The sequence below is a fragment of the Streptomyces sp. NPDC002467 genome (assembly GCF_042889825.1).
Taxonomy (GTDB): Bacteria; Actinomycetota; Actinomycetes; order Streptomycetales; family Streptomycetaceae; genus Streptomyces.
Window position 1 is genome coordinate 122,626 of record NZ_JBIARJ010000003.1, and the last position, 15,326, is coordinate 137,951.

General features: G+C 72.1%; 15 protein-coding genes. 12 read left to right on the forward strand and 3 right to left on the reverse strand.

Going from position 1 to position 15,326, the window contains the following annotated elements; translation table 11 throughout:
- Positions 1-16 precede the first annotated feature (16 nt).
- On the reverse strand, positions 17-781 hold the full coding sequence (locus tag ACFYYJ_RS06960; protein ID WP_385366463.1) for an alpha/beta fold hydrolase: 765 nt from the start codon (positions 779-781) through the stop codon (positions 17-19).
- Positions 782-963: 182 nt separating this feature from the next.
- On the opposite strand from ACFYYJ_RS06960, the gene ACFYYJ_RS06965 reads away from it, so the two are divergent.
- The 4 genes from ACFYYJ_RS06965 (at position 964) to ACFYYJ_RS06980 (ending at position 5,857) form a co-directional block, all read left to right on the forward strand.
- Positions 964-2,211, forward strand: a complete 1,248-nt coding sequence (locus ACFYYJ_RS06965; protein WP_389129343.1) for an NAD(P)/FAD-dependent oxidoreductase — start codon at positions 964-966, stop codon at positions 2,209-2,211.
- 298 nt (positions 2,212-2,509) lie between these two features.
- Positions 2,510-3,676: an alanine--tRNA ligase-related protein gene (locus ACFYYJ_RS06970; RefSeq protein ID WP_389129346.1), complete on the forward strand. Its 1,167-nt coding sequence runs from the start codon at positions 2,510-2,512 to the stop codon at positions 3,674-3,676.
- Positions 3,677-3,754: 78 nt separating this feature from the next.
- Positions 3,755-5,389, forward strand: coding sequence for a hypothetical protein (locus ACFYYJ_RS06975; protein ID WP_389129349.1), 1,635 nt, complete (start codon positions 3,755-3,757; stop codon positions 5,387-5,389).
- A 3-nt stretch (positions 5,390-5,392) separates the two neighbouring features.
- Entirely contained in the window at positions 5,393-5,857 is a 465-nt protein-coding gene (locus ACFYYJ_RS06980; protein ID WP_389129352.1) for a hypothetical protein, read from the forward strand.
- Positions 5,858-5,876: 19 nt separating this feature from the next.
- On the opposite strand, the gene ACFYYJ_RS06985 is transcribed toward ACFYYJ_RS06980, so the two are convergent.
- Positions 5,877-7,403, reverse strand: a complete 1,527-nt coding sequence (locus ACFYYJ_RS06985) for a PucR family transcriptional regulator (RefSeq protein ID WP_389129354.1) — start codon at positions 7,401-7,403, stop codon at positions 5,877-5,879.
- A 232-nt stretch (positions 7,404-7,635) separates the two neighbouring features.
- Here ACFYYJ_RS06985 and ACFYYJ_RS06990 point away from each other — a divergent pair, with 232 nt between their 5' ends.
- The 4 genes from ACFYYJ_RS06990 to ACFYYJ_RS07005 all read left to right on the forward strand — a co-directional run bounded on the left by ACFYYJ_RS06990 (position 7,636) and on the right by ACFYYJ_RS07005 (position 10,207).
- A complete protein-coding gene (locus tag ACFYYJ_RS06990) occupies positions 7,636-8,364 on the forward strand; it encodes a cytosine permease (protein WP_389129357.1) in 729 nt (242 codons plus the stop codon).
- Entirely contained in the window at positions 8,361-8,864 is a 504-nt protein-coding gene (locus ACFYYJ_RS06995) for a nucleoside deaminase (protein WP_389129359.1), read from the forward strand. Before ACFYYJ_RS06990 ends, ACFYYJ_RS06995 begins: the two co-directional genes overlap by 4 nt.
- A 90-nt stretch (positions 8,865-8,954) precedes the next feature.
- Positions 8,955-9,662: a helix-turn-helix transcriptional regulator gene (locus ACFYYJ_RS07000; RefSeq protein ID WP_389129361.1), complete on the forward strand. Its 708-nt coding sequence runs from the start codon at positions 8,955-8,957 to the stop codon at positions 9,660-9,662.
- Positions 9,663-9,694: 32 nt separating this feature from the next.
- Positions 9,695-10,207 (forward strand): DUF3291 domain-containing protein, encoded by a 513-nt coding sequence (locus ACFYYJ_RS07005; RefSeq protein ID WP_389129363.1) that lies wholly within the window; start codon positions 9,695-9,697, stop codon positions 10,205-10,207.
- A 79-nt stretch (positions 10,208-10,286) separates the two neighbouring features.
- Here the strand turns inward: ACFYYJ_RS07005 and ACFYYJ_RS07010 are convergent, their stop codons facing one another.
- On the reverse strand, positions 10,287-11,078 hold the full coding sequence (locus ACFYYJ_RS07010) for a PIG-L deacetylase family protein (RefSeq protein ID WP_389129365.1): 792 nt from the start codon (positions 11,076-11,078) through the stop codon (positions 10,287-10,289).
- A gap of 204 nt (positions 11,079-11,282) precedes the next feature.
- Here ACFYYJ_RS07010 and ACFYYJ_RS07015 point away from each other — a divergent pair, with 204 nt between their 5' ends.
- The 4 genes from ACFYYJ_RS07015 to ACFYYJ_RS07030 all read left to right on the forward strand — a co-directional run bounded on the left by ACFYYJ_RS07015 (position 11,283) and on the right by ACFYYJ_RS07030 (position 15,289).
- The gene (locus tag ACFYYJ_RS07015; RefSeq protein ID WP_385131942.1) at positions 11,283-12,398 is read left to right on the forward strand and encodes a nucleotide disphospho-sugar-binding domain-containing protein; all 1,116 of its coding nucleotides are present in this window, start codon (positions 11,283-11,285) and stop codon (positions 12,396-12,398) included.
- A gap of 167 nt (positions 12,399-12,565) precedes the next feature.
- A complete protein-coding gene (locus ACFYYJ_RS07020) occupies positions 12,566-13,264 on the forward strand; it encodes an alpha/beta hydrolase (RefSeq protein WP_389129369.1) in 699 nt (232 codons plus the stop codon).
- Between the two features lie 253 nt (positions 13,265-13,517).
- On the forward strand, positions 13,518-14,627 hold the full coding sequence (locus ACFYYJ_RS07025) for an LLM class flavin-dependent oxidoreductase (RefSeq protein WP_385131936.1): 1,110 nt from the start codon (positions 13,518-13,520) through the stop codon (positions 14,625-14,627).
- A complete protein-coding gene (locus ACFYYJ_RS07030) occupies positions 14,624-15,289 on the forward strand; it encodes a CE1759 family FMN reductase (protein ID WP_385363461.1) in 666 nt (221 codons plus the stop codon). Before ACFYYJ_RS07025 ends, ACFYYJ_RS07030 begins: the two co-directional genes overlap by 4 nt.
- Positions 15,290-15,326 lie beyond the last annotated feature (37 nt).

A 15,326-nucleotide genomic window follows, 5' to 3' on the forward strand; every position in this document is an offset into this window, starting at 1 on the left:
GGCCCGGCCGTTCGGCTCAGTCCGCGGACACCGTCTCGCGCAGGAAGCCGAGCAGCAGCTCCGTCACGACCTCGGGCCGCTCCAGACTGGGGAGATGGCCGGCCCAGGGCAGTTCGAGGTGCCGGGCGTCGCTGAGCAGCTCCGGCAGCCGGGCCGCGATCTGCCGGAAGTCCGCCACGTCGTGGCCGCCCGAAACGGCGAGGCAGGGCGCCTTCACCGCCGCCAGGTCGACCTCGACCGGCCTCCGCCCGGCTCCCTCGGGGGCGGCCAACTGCACCTCGAAGGAACGGCGCTGCATCTCGCGGACCCGCTCCCGCACGGCCTCCCCGGCGTCCGGCCCCAGCCAGGTGTCCAGGTTGAGTTCCACGGCCCCCGCGACGTCACCGGCTTCGAGCAGCGCGTCCTCCCGGTCGCCGAACGCCTCCAGCGCGACGCCGGGTTCGTGCCCGGGCAGCCCGGAGCACAGCAGCGCCATGGCGGAGACCCGGTCCGGTCGGCGTGCGGCGATCTCCAGGGCCACGCGTCCGCCGTACGAGGAGGCGACCAGCGCCGCCCGATCGACGCCCAGGGAGTCCAGCAGGTCCAGTACGTCCTCCGCGTCGTTGTGGCGCCGGTCCGGCAGCGGGGAGTCGCCGAACCCCCTGAAGTCGGGGCGCACCACGCGGTATCCGGCCTCGGCCAGGGCGGACCACTGCGGATCCCACATCCTGCGGTCGCAGGCCGCCGAGTGCAGCAGTACCAGCGCGGGTCCGTCCCCGGTTGTGTCATGAGCGAGAGTCATGGGGCCGACTCTAGGCGGCGAGTGATCAAAAGACGCTACCGGGGAGTACGGGGATGCCACGAGTCCCGGTCCTGACGGACCGTCATCCGACGCTCCGCTCCTACCATTGGGTAACCTCCGACCGATCCGGCACCGCACCACTCCCACGAACGGCACCACACCCCAAAGGGAGCGATCAGCACATGACCAACGACTACGACGTCGTCATCAGCGGAGCCGGCCTCGCCGGCTGCACCGCGGCGATCCTCTTCGCTCGACGCGGTGTCCGCGTCGCGCTGTTGGAGCGCCGCTCGGACCCCCACGCGTACAAACCGCTGTGCACCCACTCGATCACGGCCAACGCCCACCCGGTCCTGGACGAACTCGGCCTCATACCAGAGCTGGAGGAGGCGGGAGCCCTCCACAACGATGCCCGCTGGTACACGCGTTGGGGATGGATCGAGCCGAAGTCCGCCCCGCAGGGCCCCGCGCTGCCGCACGGGTACAACATCCGGCGCAGCACCCTCGATCCGCTGATCCGGTCCCGCGCGGCGCGAACCCCCGGCGTCGACCTGCTCACCGGCCACCGCGTGACCGGTCTGGTACGGGAAGCCGGGCGCACCGTCGGTGTCCGTACGTCGACGCCGCAGGGCGACCGTGAGATCCGGGCCCGGCTGGTGGTGGGCGCCGACGGCAAGGACTCGGCCGTGGCGAAGTTCGCCGAGGTGCCGACCAAGGTGCACGAGAACACCAGGTTCGGCTATCTCGCGCACTTCCGCGACCTTCCGCTGCGCGGCGGGGTGGGTCAGACCTGGTTCCTCGAACCGGACATGGCCTACGCCTTCCCGAACGACGACGGGGTGACGGTCCTCGCGGTGCTCCCGGACAAGAAGCGGCTGCCGGCCTTCAGGGAAGACCTGGAGGGCAGCTTCCTGGAGTTCGTCCGCGCCCTGCCCGACGCGCCGCCCATCGACTCCGCCGAGCGGATCACCAAGTTCATCGGGACCGTCGACTACCCGCTCGTCACGCGCGACCCGACGGCGCCCGGCATCGCCCTCGTCGGCGACGCCGCCCTGACGGGTGATCCCCTGTGGGGCGTGGGATGCGGATGGGCCTTCCAGTCCGCGCAATGGCTCGTGGAGGCGGTCGCCCCAGCCGCGGCCGGCCGGGGCGACCTCGACCGCGCGCTCGTCGGGTACGGGCGCCGGCACCGGCGCCGGCTGCGCGGCCACCAGGCCATGGCCGTCGACTTCGCCAAGGCCCGTCCGTTCAACCCCGGGGAACGGCTGGTGTTCTCGGCCGCGGCCCGTGACGAATCGATGGCACGGCACATGTACATGTTCGCGGCCCGCCTGATCGGCCCGGTGCGCTTCCTGAACCCCGCGGCCCTGGCCAAGGCGGCGGCCGTCAACATCAGGTACCGCGGGGCGGGAGTCCCGCCGGCGCGCTGAACCGCGCCCCGGCCCGCCGTCGCGATCACCCGGACACCTCCCGTACCTCCAGGGACACGAAAAACCGGGTGCCGCGGAGGCCGGGCCGGGCTACGGTCGGGGGCATGAACGTCACCGGCCCCAGCACCACCGCGACCGCGCGAGCGCCCCGCTCGCCGGTTGCCGCCGCCTGACGTCCCCCTCTCCCCGGCGACCGGAAACGGTCCGTCGGTCGTGCCGTGGCACCCCTGCCCCGGTCGGAGGTCGCATGGTCCCGTTCTCCGGTGCCTCCCACGCTTCCACGCGAAGGAGCCATCCCGTGAACACGGAACAACTGGTCAAGACGTTCATCGAGTACTTCGAAGAGCGAGGCCACCGCCGCGTCGTCGGCTCGACGCTGCTGCCACCGCCCGGCGACCCCGTGCTCTTCACCACCTCCGGCATGCACCCGCTCACCCCGTACCTGGAGGGCCGCCCCCATCCGCTGGGCCGACGGCTGGTCAACGTACAGCGCTGTCTGCGCACCACGGATCTGGAAGAGGTCGGCGATTCCACGCACCTGACCGTCTTCGAGATGCTCGGCACCTGGTCATTGGGCGACTACGGCGGCCCGGTCAGCCTCGACTGGGGATACGGGCTGCTCACCGAGGGGCTGGGGATCGACCCCGGGCTCCTCCACGCCACCGTCCACGCCGGCGACGGGCAGACCGGCCCGGACACCGACTCCCTCCACCTGTGGCAGGACCGGGGCGTCCCCGTCGAACTCACCGTGGACGACAACTGGTGGTCGAACGGCCCCGTCGGACCGTGCGGGCCCGACTCCGAGATCTTCCTGTGGAGCGGCGAGGGCCCGCCCCGGTCGACACCCACCCGGGACGACCGTTGGGTGGAGGTGTGGAACCACGTGACGATGAGCCACCGCCGGCTCGACGACGGCTCGCTCGTGCCGCTTCCCCGGCGCAACGTCGACACCGGACTCGGCGTGGAGCGGCTGGCCTCACTGCTCCAGGGCAAGCGGTCCGTGTTCGAGTGCGACGTCTTCGACCCGTGGCGCCGCCTCGTCCCGTCCCTCTGGAGCCTGGACGAGACCTCGCTGCGCGTGGTCTGCGACCACCTGCGTTCGGCCGTCGTCGTACTCGGCGACGGCGTGCGCCCGGCCAACACCGGACGGGGCTACGTCCTGCGCCGCCTCGTGCGAAGGGTGCTGACCCTGTTGTGGGGGGACGACCCCTCGCGCGGTCTCGAAGACCTCCCGGAGGAACCGGTCCGGCACACCCTCGACCATTTCCGGCAGGACATCCACCCCGACGACGTACTGCGCGTGCTGCGCGAGGAGGAACACCGCTTCCGCCAACTCCTGGACCGGGGCCGCCAGGTACTCGCCCGCCCCCGGTTCCAAGGCCGCCTGACCGACGAGGACTTCCACTACCTCCACGACACCCACGGCCTGCCGCGCGAACTGATCACGAGCCTGCGACACGAGTGAGAAACCTCTCCGGCCGGGAGTTGACCTTTCGTCAGAAAACGGTGCACCAGGGGCAATCGGGTGTCCAAGGGTGGGGCAATGACGTTCGAATTCGAGGCGGAATGGACCCGGGCGAAGGGAGAGGCCATTATGCGCCTCGCCTCCGCCGGGCCCTCGCCCGCACCGACTGCCCAGCCGAGCCCCGGCGCATCACCGTCCGCGGCGGAGCCCGACCTCGGCCTCGTGGACGGGCCCGTGCGCTCCAAGGCGTCCGCCATCCGTACGGCGAACGCGGAGGCCCGGGGCAAGTCCACGCTCGACGACGCCGAGGCCGTGGGCCGCGGCCACGCCGGGTGGGTGGCCGGGGCGGCCGGCAACGACTGCGTGGGCACCTGGCAGCGCAGGCTCAGGGAGCTCGCGGACCTGGTCGACGACGCGGTGGCTGCCGCGAAGCAGTGCGAAGGCCTCGCCGGCTACGCGCGCCAGGACGTCGCCAGGACGGTCAACCGGTGCTGGGTCGGCGAGTCCGGGCGTGCGGCCACGGAACGCTTCGTCAAGCACGCCGACGACTACGAGACGTCCGCGCTGGCCCTCCGCGCGCGGGCCAAGGCCTACGACGACCTGGCCGAGGTGATCACGGCGGCCCAGCGGGACCTGAACAGCGCCCTGGACTACGCCCGCACCCGTGACCTGAAGGTCGACGACAGCGGGCGGGTCCAGCTGTCGCGCCCCGTCATGGTGCCGCAGGGCAGTACCGAACACCTCGAACCGGTCAACCACGCGCAGGGCATCATCACGGACGCCCTGCGGAAGGCCACCGAGGCCGACGTGGACACGGCACGCGCCCTGCGCACGATCGAGGGCCTCACCGCCGTCTCGGACCCGAAGCCGGCCAAGGAGGCCCTGACCCCCGGCTCGCCGCTCTCGATCGCGCTGGCGCTGGCGGGCGGTACGGAGGGGCTCCACCCGATCAACGCCTCACCCGCCCAGTACGCCGCGGTGAACCGGGCCGCGGCGGAGACGGGCATCAGCCGCAAGCTGCTCCTGGCGATCCTGTGGCAGGAACGGCAGTGGTACCAGAACTTCAGCCCCGGCCTGACGGGCCCGCCGGCCGAGACCGGCCGGATCTTCGACTGGGCGTTGCAGCAGTCGATCAAGCCCGACAAGTCCCTCGGCATCACACACATGAAGCCGGACACGGCGCGGGAGGTGATGATGCGCAACCCCGAGGCGTTCACCCTCCGGGACGGCACCTTCCTCGGGAATCTCGACGACGCCCAACTCACCAAATCCATCGAGGAGAACCCGGACGAGAACATCCGCATGAGTGCCTTCCACCTCAAGGACATTCAGGAGAACCCCTACGGGGCGAGGACCGACAAACAGCTCTTCACCCTCTACGCCGCGGACACCCCCGGGGTGCGGGAGTTGAACGAGCAGTACGGGGACGAATCGGGCAGCCGCGGCGGCGACATCAGGACCCGGGGTGAGAACTGGGACAGGCTGGAGCCGCACCCGGACGACGCGATGGCCTGGCACGCGCTGACCGACGAGCAGCGCGCCACCGCCATCCGGCAATTGGAATCGCAGACCCCGGCCGGTCACCACGTCTCCGTCGACCCGATCTACGATGAGCGTGGAGGGCCCCACACCGGAACGGGCACCGGCCCGGCGGAACCCGGAACCCCGTCCCCCAGCCCGGGGCCGGCGCCCACCCCGCCGAGGAGCAACTGAGCCATGCGCACACGCACGTCCATGCCGCTGCTGCTGGCTCTGGTCCTGACGGTGAGCGGCTGCGGTGCCCTGGGCCTCCGGGAGGACGGTCGCAAGCCGCTCACGCCGATGCCGAGCGAGGTGCCCACCGGCCCCGAGTACGGATCGGTCGACGACGTGGTCGCCGCCCTGGCGAAGGGCGGCTTCGACTGCAAGGTGACCGTGCGCAACGAGTACTCGTACGGGTCGAACGCCACCTGCGAGGTACAGCACCGCGGCACGACCGTCACGAACGAAATCTCGGTGCTGAGCACGGCCCGTTTCAGCAGGGACGAGATCGGCGATTCGATCGCGGTGGGGCGCCGCGCGTACCGGCACACCATCGTCGCCGCCGGAAACTGGTACGTCTGGGTCCGGCCCGGGGTCTACGCCCACGACATCGCCGCGGCGCTGCCCGGCACCGTGGTCCTGGAACCGCTGAAGGAATAGCCTCGCCGCGCGCCGCCGCTCAGTCGTCGCCGATGGCGCAGGCGAGGTAGAGGTCGACGCGGTCGCGGGCGGTGGACAGGTCGCGGCCGGTGAGGTGTTGGATGCGGCCGATGCGGTAGTGGAGCGTGCTGACGTGCACGTGGAGGGCCTCCGCGGCCGCGCGCCAGGCTCCGTTGGCCTCCAGGAAGACGCCGAGGGTGCGCGTCAACTCCGCGCCGTGTTCCGCGTCGTAGGCGTGGAGGGGGCCGAGGAGGCGTTGCCGGTAGGCGGCCCGGACGTCGCCGGGCACGCCTGCCAGGAGCAGCAGGTGGGAGTCGAGTTCACGGGCGGTGACCAGGGCCAGCCGCTGGGGGCGGAGCGCGGCCAGGCGTGCGGCGTGCCGGGACTCCTCCAGGGCCCGGCCGAGCCCGGCCGGGTCGGAACACGTGCCTAGGCCGAATGCGATGCGCCCGCCGTCGGCGGCGGGCTCGAACTGCGCGAGGCGTTCGCCGAGCCGGGTCGCGAGGGCGCCCTCGTCGAGCCGGGTGCCGAGTGAGGCCAGGACGGTCGGTCCGGCCTCGCCGCCGGCGACGACCGCGCGGATGTCGGGGTCCTCGTCGAGGGTGCTTTCGACCAGGTCCGCGGCGAGGTCCCAGGAACGCAGCGCGCCCCGGGTGAGAGCGGTGACGGCGACGAGCGGCCGGTCCGTGGCCAGGCCGGCGGTGCGCAGGCGGGCGGAGACGGCAGTGGGCGGGGCCTGCTGGTCGAGGAGCTCGACGAGCTGGGCGTGGAACCGCTGCTCCGTGCGGCGGCGTTCGTCCCGGCGGGCGCCGCCCAGCGCGAGGAGCTCGGCGGTCTGCGCGGCGGTGCCCGTGTCGTCGGGGGTGCCGCGGATGACGAGGAGCCCGCCTCCGGCGCTGCGGCGGCCGATCGGGAGCAGGGTGTGTCCCTCCTCCGTGGCGGGGAGGCGCTCGGCGCGCAGGGCGTGGGCGGCGAGTCGACCGCGGACGGCGGCGGAGAGTTCTTCGCCCGGGCCGGCGAGGAGGCGGCCCGCCGTTGACAGGGCCCAGCAGGGAGTGCCGAGTTCGGTGGAGAGCATGGCCACGAGGCCGCCGAGGTCCGCGCCGTCGACGAGGGCGGTGACCAGGCGGCGGTGGTGGCCGAGGACGTCGGCGAGCACCCGGCCGCGCTCGCGGTTGATGCGGTCGATGACCGTGCGGGACAACGCGCTGTAGCTGATGTCGGCGGGCACGGCGAGGATGGGGATGCCGTGGCGGCGGCAGGCGTCGACGAGGGCGGGAGGTACCTCGCCGAGCAGGATGTCGCCCGCGACGAGCGCGGCGGCAGCGCCTTCGGCCAGGGCGGCGGCGAAGGTCTCGCAGTCGGCCGGGGTGCGGTACCAGCCCTCGCTGGTCAGGACGAGCTCGCCGCCGGCGAGGAAGTCGGCGGGCTCCAGCAGGTCGGTGGTGTAGACCCAGCGCAGCTCGCGGTCCAGGCCGGCCGCGCCACCGTCGTCGAGCGCGGTGAGCCGGAGCTCCGGCATGTCCAGCAGATCCCTCACCCGCACGGTGGGCCTTCCTCTCGTATGCGGCACGTACTCACGTACTCACGTACGCACCCCTTCACCTATCGCGGTCTCCGTACATCCGGTTATCCGACGATCGTACGAAACCCCGGCGGATTCCGGCCACGGCTTCCCCGCACGGACGGTGACGATGTGCCGCCCAACAGGTGTGTACTGCCGTTGCTGCAGCACTCGGCTTTCCCTGATTCCTACGAATGACGGAAGGAGGCTTGGCATGGCTCGGCACAGCACCACCCTCGCGCGGAAGATCAAAGACTCCCTGCGCGCCGCGACCGCCGTCGAGACCTCCGGTGTCGAACCGATACCGGAGGACGGGCGCAGCGGCGGACCGGGCTCCTCGTTCACACTCTGGTTCAGTTCCAACGTCCAGTTCTCCAGCCTCTCCAGCGGCATGCTCGCCACGGCCGCCTTCGGGCTCGGCTGGAGCCAGGCCCTGCTCGCCATCGCCCTGGGCAGCGCCGTCGTCGCCGCCGCCATCGGCGTCATGTCCACCTTCGGGCCGCGCGCCGTCCTCGTCGTCGGGGCGATCGGTGGCGCCATCGGCTGGGCCGCGGGCCACGGCGACTACTGGAAGTCCTTCGAGAACTTCCTCATCCTCCTCGGCAACTGGATCGCCCCCTGGCTCGCGGTGATGCTCGTCCACCGCTTCCTCGGCCGCCACGACGACCACGTCGCCGTTCGGCGCTTCGGCGCCGGCTTCGCGTCCTGGCTGCTCGGACTGGCCGCGGCCGTCCCGTTCATGAGTCAGCCCGGCGTCTACGTCGGACCGATCGCCGAGGACCACCCGGCCCTCGGCTCCTGCGCCGCGGCCGTCGCCTTCGCGGCGGCCGGCCTCACCCAGTACGTACTCACCCGCACGCGCCGCCGACCGGCGACGCCCGACACCGGCGACACCACGCACGCCACCCCGACCATCCACCCCACCAAGGAGATCCCGGCATGACCACCAACCCCGCCTCCACCCCCGCCGCGACCGACGCCGACATCGAGCTGCTCCGCACCGCGGTCGCCGTCGCCCGCCGCTCCCGTGAGGCCGGCAACCACCCCTTCGGCGCGCTGCTCACTGGCCCTGACGGCGAGATCCTGATCGAGGCCCAGAACACCGTCACCACCGACCGCGACGCCACCGGCCACGCCGAGACCAACCTCGTGCGCCTCGCCACCGCGAAGTACGACGCCGCGTTCCTGCGCACCTGCACCCTCTACACCAGCACCGAGCCCTGCGCGATGTGCTCCGGCGCCATCTACTGGGGCAACATCGGCGGGGTGGTCTACGCCCTCGGCGAGGACGAACTCCTCGCCATGACCGGCGCCAACGACGAGAACCCCACCATGGCCCTGCCCTGCCGCGAGGTCTTCGCCGCCGGCCAGCGCCCCCTGCCCGTCACCGGCCCCGTCGACCTCGCGGAAGCCCGCGAGGTGCACCACGGATTCTGGAGCTGACCCACCCCCGCCGGTCGGGCGCGTGCGTCGTGCCCGACCGGCGCTTTTGCGCTTTCTATCTCCAACCTGCGTTGTTCCTAGAATGGTCGGATGGAGGACATCGATGTGATCGCGGCGTTGCAGGATCCGGTGCGGCGCCGCCTGTACGAATACGTGGCCGCGCAGGGTCGCGAGGTCGGCCGCAACGAGGCCGCCGAGGCGGCCGGGGTGGCGCGGACGCTCGCCGCGCACCATCTGGACAAGCTGACGGAAGTCGGCCTGCTGGAAAGCGGCAGCCGCCGCCTGACGGGCCGCTCGGGTCCGGGAGCGGGTCGTCCCGCCAAGGTGTACACGCGGGTGCGCACCGAGCGGTCGGTGTCGCTGCCCGCCCGCGACTACCGCACCGCCGCCGAACTGCTCGCGGAGACCGCGGAGCAGGCCGGACTGGACGCCGGTCTCTGCGCGGCCGCGCGCCGCCGGGGCGAGGCCCTGCGCGGCTCGGCGGAACCCTGTACGGGACTCGCGGAGGCCATGGAGGTACTGGCCGCGCGGGGCTACGAACCGTACCTGGAAGGCGCCGAGGGCTCGGGTGGCGCTCCGGGCGCGGAAGGGCCGACCGGGCCGGCCGGCCCCGCCGTCCGGATGCGCAACTGCCCCTTCCATGTCGTCGCCGAACGCTTCCCGCCGCTCGTCTGCGGCATGAACCTCGCCCTGCTGGAGGGGCTGCTCGGCGTCGACGGTCCCGTCAGTGCCCGCATGGACGCCAGGCCGGGGGAGTGCTGCGTGGTGGTGGAGGCTTCTAAAAACAACGATCATTGACATAGAAACTGCCGTCGTGCTGGGATGGGGCCATGACCCCATCCGCGCATGCCGCCACCCACCTCGCCCAGCTCAACGTCGCCGCTCTCCGCCACCCCCTGGACGACCCGCGCATCACCCCGTTCGTCGAACTGCTCGACCCGGTCAACGCCGCCGCCGACGGCGCGCCCGGCTTCGTGTGGCGGCTGGTGGAGGAGGGGGAGGCCGACGCCACCGGCCTGCGCCCGGCGGGGGACGACGTGATCGTCAACCTCTCGGTGTGGGAGAACCAGGAGGCCCTGTGGGACTTCGCCTACCGCAGCGGGCACCTGGAGGCGATGCGGCGACGCCGTGAATGGTTCGAACGACACGTCGAGGCCCACCTGGTGCTCTGGTGGGTCCCCGCCGGCCACCTCCCGACCGTCGGCGAAGCACTGGAGCGACTGGCGGACCTCCAGACCCACGGACCGACCCCGCGGGCGTTCACCTTCACCTCCTCCTACACGGCCGAGGAAGCCGCCCACGCCGCCGCGTCGACGCAGGCGGAGCCTTCGACGGCCGCCTGACCGCCGACGAGGCGGGCTGAGGGGCGAGGCGACTGGCGTGCCGCCCCGGCCCCGGATCGTCACGGACTGACTGCCCTCGTCATACGGCCAGTTCCCGCAGCCTTCCGCCCGGCCCGCGCCCGGTGCCCAGGCGGGTGAAGTGCTCCGTGGCGATGACCGACTCCCTTGCCCGCGCGGGCAGTCGGGCGAGGATGCCGGGAAGGGCGCGCTCCCGGGCGGCTTCGCTGCGGTGGGCCAGGATCGCGGCCCACTTCCGCTCCAGGGGGTCGCCGGTCAGGTCGATCGTCGCGGTGACGTGCTCGTCCGGCACGCTCAACACCGTCTTCCCGACGCGTTCGAGCAGTGCGGCGAGCTCGCCGACGCCCGAGTGCGGATGTGTGGCCGCGTACAGGGCCTCGGGCTGCCACGGCTCGCCGGTCTGCGGGCGGAAGAGTTCGAGCCCGGCCGCATGGAAGGCCAGTACGGTCGCCTGGTGGGTGCGTACGTGATCGGGATGCCCTGTGAGCTGCCCATACGCGTCGTGGGTCACCACGATCCGCGGTCGTACGGCGCGGATGTGCCCGACGATCAGCCCCACCACCTCCTCGATCGGGGCGTCGCACAGCCGTGGCCGGCCGGGAGCGGAATCGGGGACGCGGGCGTCGGCGAAGCCGAGCAGTCGCGGCTCACCGGCGCCCAGAGCGGCGAGCGCGTCGGCGAGTTCGGGGGCCCGGTGGCTGTCGGCGGACCAGGTGGCGGTGACCACCGCCGTCGCCGCGCCCGAGGCGGCGTGCTGCGCTAGTACGCCGCCCGCCAAGAGGGACTCGTCGTCAGGGTGGGCGAAGACGCCGAGGAGCGACGGCCGGGGACCGGCGGGCTGGGGCGGGGGCATGGAATGCGCACCTTCCTGTCGAATGCGAGGGGGAGGGAGGGGGAGGGGGAGGGGCGTTACGCGACCGGACGTCGCGACAGAACGTCCGATTTTCGACCCTCCTCGCGGGAACGAAGCCTGTCCGCACGTCAGTTCACCCAAAGGGATCGAGGCGCCCCCGGGCGCCCCGCCCCTTGACCGGCAGGCCTTTCGCAAGGAGAAACCGTGCGCATACTCTTCACCGGACCGGCCGCGGCCGGCCACCTCTTCCCGATGATCCCGACCGCGCAAGCCCTGCGTGCCGCCGGGCACGAGGTGCTGTTCGCGAGCGCCCGGCCGCTGGACCGGCTCCGCGAGGCCGGATTCCCGCTCGTCGAGATCGGCGACGGCCGCACCATCCGTGAGGTGTTCGAGCAGTCCAGTGACGAAATAAGTTACGTGAACCGCGACAAGACGACGGATCAGATCCTCGACATGGCCGCCCGCGTCTTCGCCCGCGTGTCCCGCTCCACCGTGGACCACCTCCTGGAGATCGCCGGCAGCTGGGGCGCCGACATGCTCGTCTACGACTCGTTCCAGGCGTCGGCCCCGCTGGTCGCGGCCAAGCTCAAGATCCCGTCCGTGCTCCAGAACTTCGGCCCCACCCCCGGCCTCGACATGGTCCGCCGGTTCGCCGACAACTTCACCGAGGCGTACGAGACGTACGGCGTGGCGGGTCCCGCCGAACCCCTGCCGCTCAACATCGTGCCCACCTCGCTCGGCGGCGACCCGAGCGGACTGCGGATGCGCTACATCCCCTACAACGGCGGCGGCACCATCCCCGCCGAGCTGCTGGGACGCGGCTCCCGCCCGCGCGTCGTCGTCACGCTGGGCACCGTGCTCACCGAGATGGACGGCGTTCGGGCCATCACCCGCCTGACCGAGGCCGCGGCCTCGGTGGACGCCGAGTTCCTGCTCGCCGTCGGGGACGTCGACCTCGCCCCGCTCGGCACGCTGCCCGACAACGTCCGCCCGCTGCCCTGGGTGCCGCTCGCCGAGCTGCTGACCGTCTCCGACGCGCTGATCCACCACGGCGGCTCCGGCACCATGCTCACCGCGCTGCAGGCCGGCCTGCCCCAGCTGCTGCTTCCCCAGGGCGCCGACCACTTCGCCAACGCCGACGCCCTCACCGCGACCGGCGCCGCCCTGCGCTCCGCCTCCGAGGACGTCGACACCTCCCTCCTCACCCGTCTCGTCACGGATCCGGCACTGCGCGGGGCCGCCGCGAGCCTCCGCGCGGAGAACGAGGCCCTGCCGACCCCGGCGCAGACGGTCCCCGCCTTGGAAGCCCTGGTGGCCTAGGGAGTCTCCGGCCCGCTCCGCCGCCGGACGGGATGCCGCGGGGCGGGGGAGCGGGCCGGAGGGGTGACCCCGCACCGCGTGCGAGTCGTCCGGTGGCGGGCTCCACGGGGCCTGCCTAGCGTGGGCGACGCAGTGTGACAAAGCCCCCGCACGCAGGAAGGCCCCTCATGGCCGACAAGCCCGCCATCGTCCTCGTCCACGGATTCTGGGGCGGCGCCGCCCACTGGTCCAAGGTCATCACCGAACTCCACCGCCGCGGCTTCCACGATCTGCACGCCGTCGAGAATCCGCTGACCTCCCTGGCGGACGACGCCGAACGAACCCGCAAGATGATCCGCCAGATCAGCGGCCCCGTCGTGCTCGTAGGGCACTCGTACGGCGGCGCGGTGATCACCGAGGCGGGCGACCTGCCGAACGTGGAGGCCCTGGTCTACATCGCGGCGTTCGCGCCCGACGCGGGCGAGAGCCCGGGAGGGCTCAGTGAGGAGATGCCCCCGCAGGCGTTCCCGAACATCGCGCCCGATTCGGACGGCTACCTGTGGATCAAGCCCGAGCTCTTCCGCGAGAGCTTCGCGCAGGACCTGACGCCCGATGAGGCCCTGGTCATGGCCGTGACGCAGAAGGCGCCGCTCGGCTCGACCTTCGGCGACGCCGTCACCGCCCCGGCCTGGCGCAAGAAGCCCTCCTGGTATCAGGTGTCCACCGGGGACCGCATGATCCATCCGGACAACGAGCGCAGGATGGCCGAGCGGATGAACCCCCGCAAGACGATCGAGCTGGACGCGTCCCACGCGTCCCTTGCCTCACAGCCGGGCCCGGTGGTCGACCTGATCGAAGCCGCCGCGAACGACGTGGGCGGCCGGTAGGACGCCCGGACGGGGTGCGGCCTGCGGGCCGCGCGCCGTTCCCTTGCCCGACGAGCCCCGCCGGAGTCTCCGGCGGGGCTCCGTCGCGTCCAGGGCGGACGGACCGCGGGAGGGACGGTTCGTGGTGGAGCGGAGCGGTGGCCGCGGGAGAGCGGCGTCGTCACCCACTCGCACGTGGGCTGCGGGAATACCTCGGGAGCACCCTTCGTTCCGGGGTATAGTTGAATCCTCAACAACCTCGGGAAGGGGAGCCATGCAGTTCGGGATCTTCACCGTCGGTGACGTCACGCCCGATCCGACGACGGGACGCGCGCCGAGCGAGCACGAGCGGATCAAGGCGATGCTCGCCATCGCGCAGAAGGCCGAGGAGGTCGGCCTCGACGTCTTCGCCACCGGTGAGCACCACAACCCGCCGTTCGTCCCCTCCTCGCCGACGACGATGCTCGGCTACATCGCCGCGCGCACCGAGAACCTGGTCCTCTCCACGTCGACGACGCTGATCACCACGAACGACCCGGTGAAGATCGCCGAGGACTTCGCGATGCTCCAGCACGTCGCGGACGGCCGTGTCGACGTGATGATGGGCCGCGGCAACACCGGCCCGGTGTACCCCTGGTTCGGCAAGGACATCCGCGACGGCATAGACCTCGCCATCGAGAACTACGCCCTGCTGCGCCGTCTGTGGGACGAGGACGTCGTCACCTGGAAGGGCAAGTTCCGCACCCCGCTGCAGTCCTTCACCTCGACCCCGCGCCCGCTGGACGGCGTCGCGCCCTTCGTCTGGCACGGCTCCATCCGCTCGCCGGAGATCGCCGAACAGGCCGCGTACTACGGCGACGGCTTCTTCCACAACAACATCTTCTGGCCCGCCTCCCACACCGAGCAGATGGTGAACCTGTACCGGGAGCGCTACGCCCACTACGGCCACGGCACCCCCGAGCAGGCCATCGTCGGCCTCGGCGGCCAGGTGTTCATGCGGAAGAACTCCCAGGACGCCGTCCGCGAGTTCCGCCCGTACTTCGACAACGCACCCGTGTACGGCCACGGCCCCTCCCTCGAGGAATTCACCTCCCAGACCCCGCTGACCGTCGGTTCGCCGCAGCAGGTCATCGAGCGGACCCTGTCCTTCCGGGACTACGCCGGCGACTACCAGCGCCAGCTGTTCCTGATGGACCACGCGGGCCTGCCCCTCAAGACCGTCCTGGAACAGCTCGACCTGCTCGGCGAGGAGGTCGTACCGGTCCTCCGCAAGGAGTTCGCCAGTCTCCGCCCGGCAGGCGTACCGGACGCCCCGACCCACGCGGCCCGCGTCGAGCGGGCGGCCCACGCCCAGGAGACCCCGAAGGAGGGGACGCGCGCATGAAGCTCGTCGTCGTATCGGCCGGATTGAGCTCGCCCTCCTCGACCCGGCTGCTCGCCGACCGCCTCGCGGCCGAGACGCTGCGCCACGTGGACGCCGGAACCGAAGTGATCGAACTGCGGGACCTGGCGACGGAGATCGCCCAGCACTTCACCACCGGGTTCCCGCCCGCCCGGCTCGCCGCCGCGCTCGACGCGGTGGCGGCCGCGGACGGCCTGATCGCCGTGACGCCGGTCTTCGCGGCCTCGTACAGCGGCCTGTTCAAGTCGTTCTTCGACCTGATCGACAAGGACGCCCTCACCGGCAAGCCGGTCCTCGTCGGCGCGACCGGCGGAACCGCACGGCACTCACTGGTCACCGAGCACGCCCTGCGACCGCTGTTCACGTACCTGCGCGCGCTCGTCCTGCCGACCGCCGTGTACGCGGCCTCGGAGGACTGGGGCGACGAAGGGCTCGCGCAGCGGATGGGCCGGGCGGGCGCGGAGCTGGCGCGCTTCATGGCACCCGCCGCGCGGGACGACGCTCCGCAGGCGGTGCCCGACGTCGACACCACCGCCGCCATCGCACCGCGTTCCCTCACGGGCGCGATCACCTCGGTGCATCCGGCACACGGCTTCGAGGTGGTGCCGTTCGCGCAGCGGCTGGCCGCGCTGGCCGCCGAGTAGCCGAGGCCCTCTGGTGGGCGTGCGGATAGCTGGGGCA

Coding starts and splice junctions, on each gene's coding strand:
- ACFYYJ_RS06965 (WP_389129343.1), top strand. CDS start 964: ATGACCAACGACTACGACGTCGTCATCAGCGGAGCCGGCCTCGCCGGC.
- ACFYYJ_RS06975 (WP_389129349.1), top strand. CDS start 3,755: ATGACGTTCGAATTCGAGGCGGAATGGACCCGGGCGAAGGGAGAGGCC.
- ACFYYJ_RS06980 (WP_389129352.1), top strand. CDS start 5,393: ATGCGCACACGCACGTCCATGCCGCTGCTGCTGGCTCTGGTCCTGACG.
- ACFYYJ_RS07005 (WP_389129363.1), top strand. CDS start 9,695: ATGACCCCATCCGCGCATGCCGCCACCCACCTCGCCCAGCTCAACGTC.
- ACFYYJ_RS06990 (WP_389129357.1), top strand. CDS start 7,636: ATGGCTCGGCACAGCACCACCCTCGCGCGGAAGATCAAAGACTCCCTG.
- ACFYYJ_RS07030 (WP_385363461.1), top strand. CDS start 14,624: ATGAAGCTCGTCGTCGTATCGGCCGGATTGAGCTCGCCCTCCTCGACC.
- ACFYYJ_RS06995 (WP_389129359.1), top strand. CDS start 8,361: ATGACCACCAACCCCGCCTCCACCCCCGCCGCGACCGACGCCGACATC.
- ACFYYJ_RS07025 (WP_385131936.1), top strand. CDS start 13,518: ATGCAGTTCGGGATCTTCACCGTCGGTGACGTCACGCCCGATCCGACG.
- ACFYYJ_RS06960 (WP_385366463.1), bottom strand. CDS start 781: ATGACTCTCGCTCATGACACAACCGGGGACGGACCCGCGCTGGTACTG.
- ACFYYJ_RS07020 (WP_389129369.1), top strand. CDS start 12,566: ATGGCCGACAAGCCCGCCATCGTCCTCGTCCACGGATTCTGGGGCGGC.
- ACFYYJ_RS07000 (WP_389129361.1), top strand. CDS start 8,955: ATGGAGGACATCGATGTGATCGCGGCGTTGCAGGATCCGGTGCGGCGC.
- ACFYYJ_RS07010 (WP_389129365.1), bottom strand. CDS start 11,078: ATGCCCCCGCCCCAGCCCGCCGGTCCCCGGCCGTCGCTCCTCGGCGTC.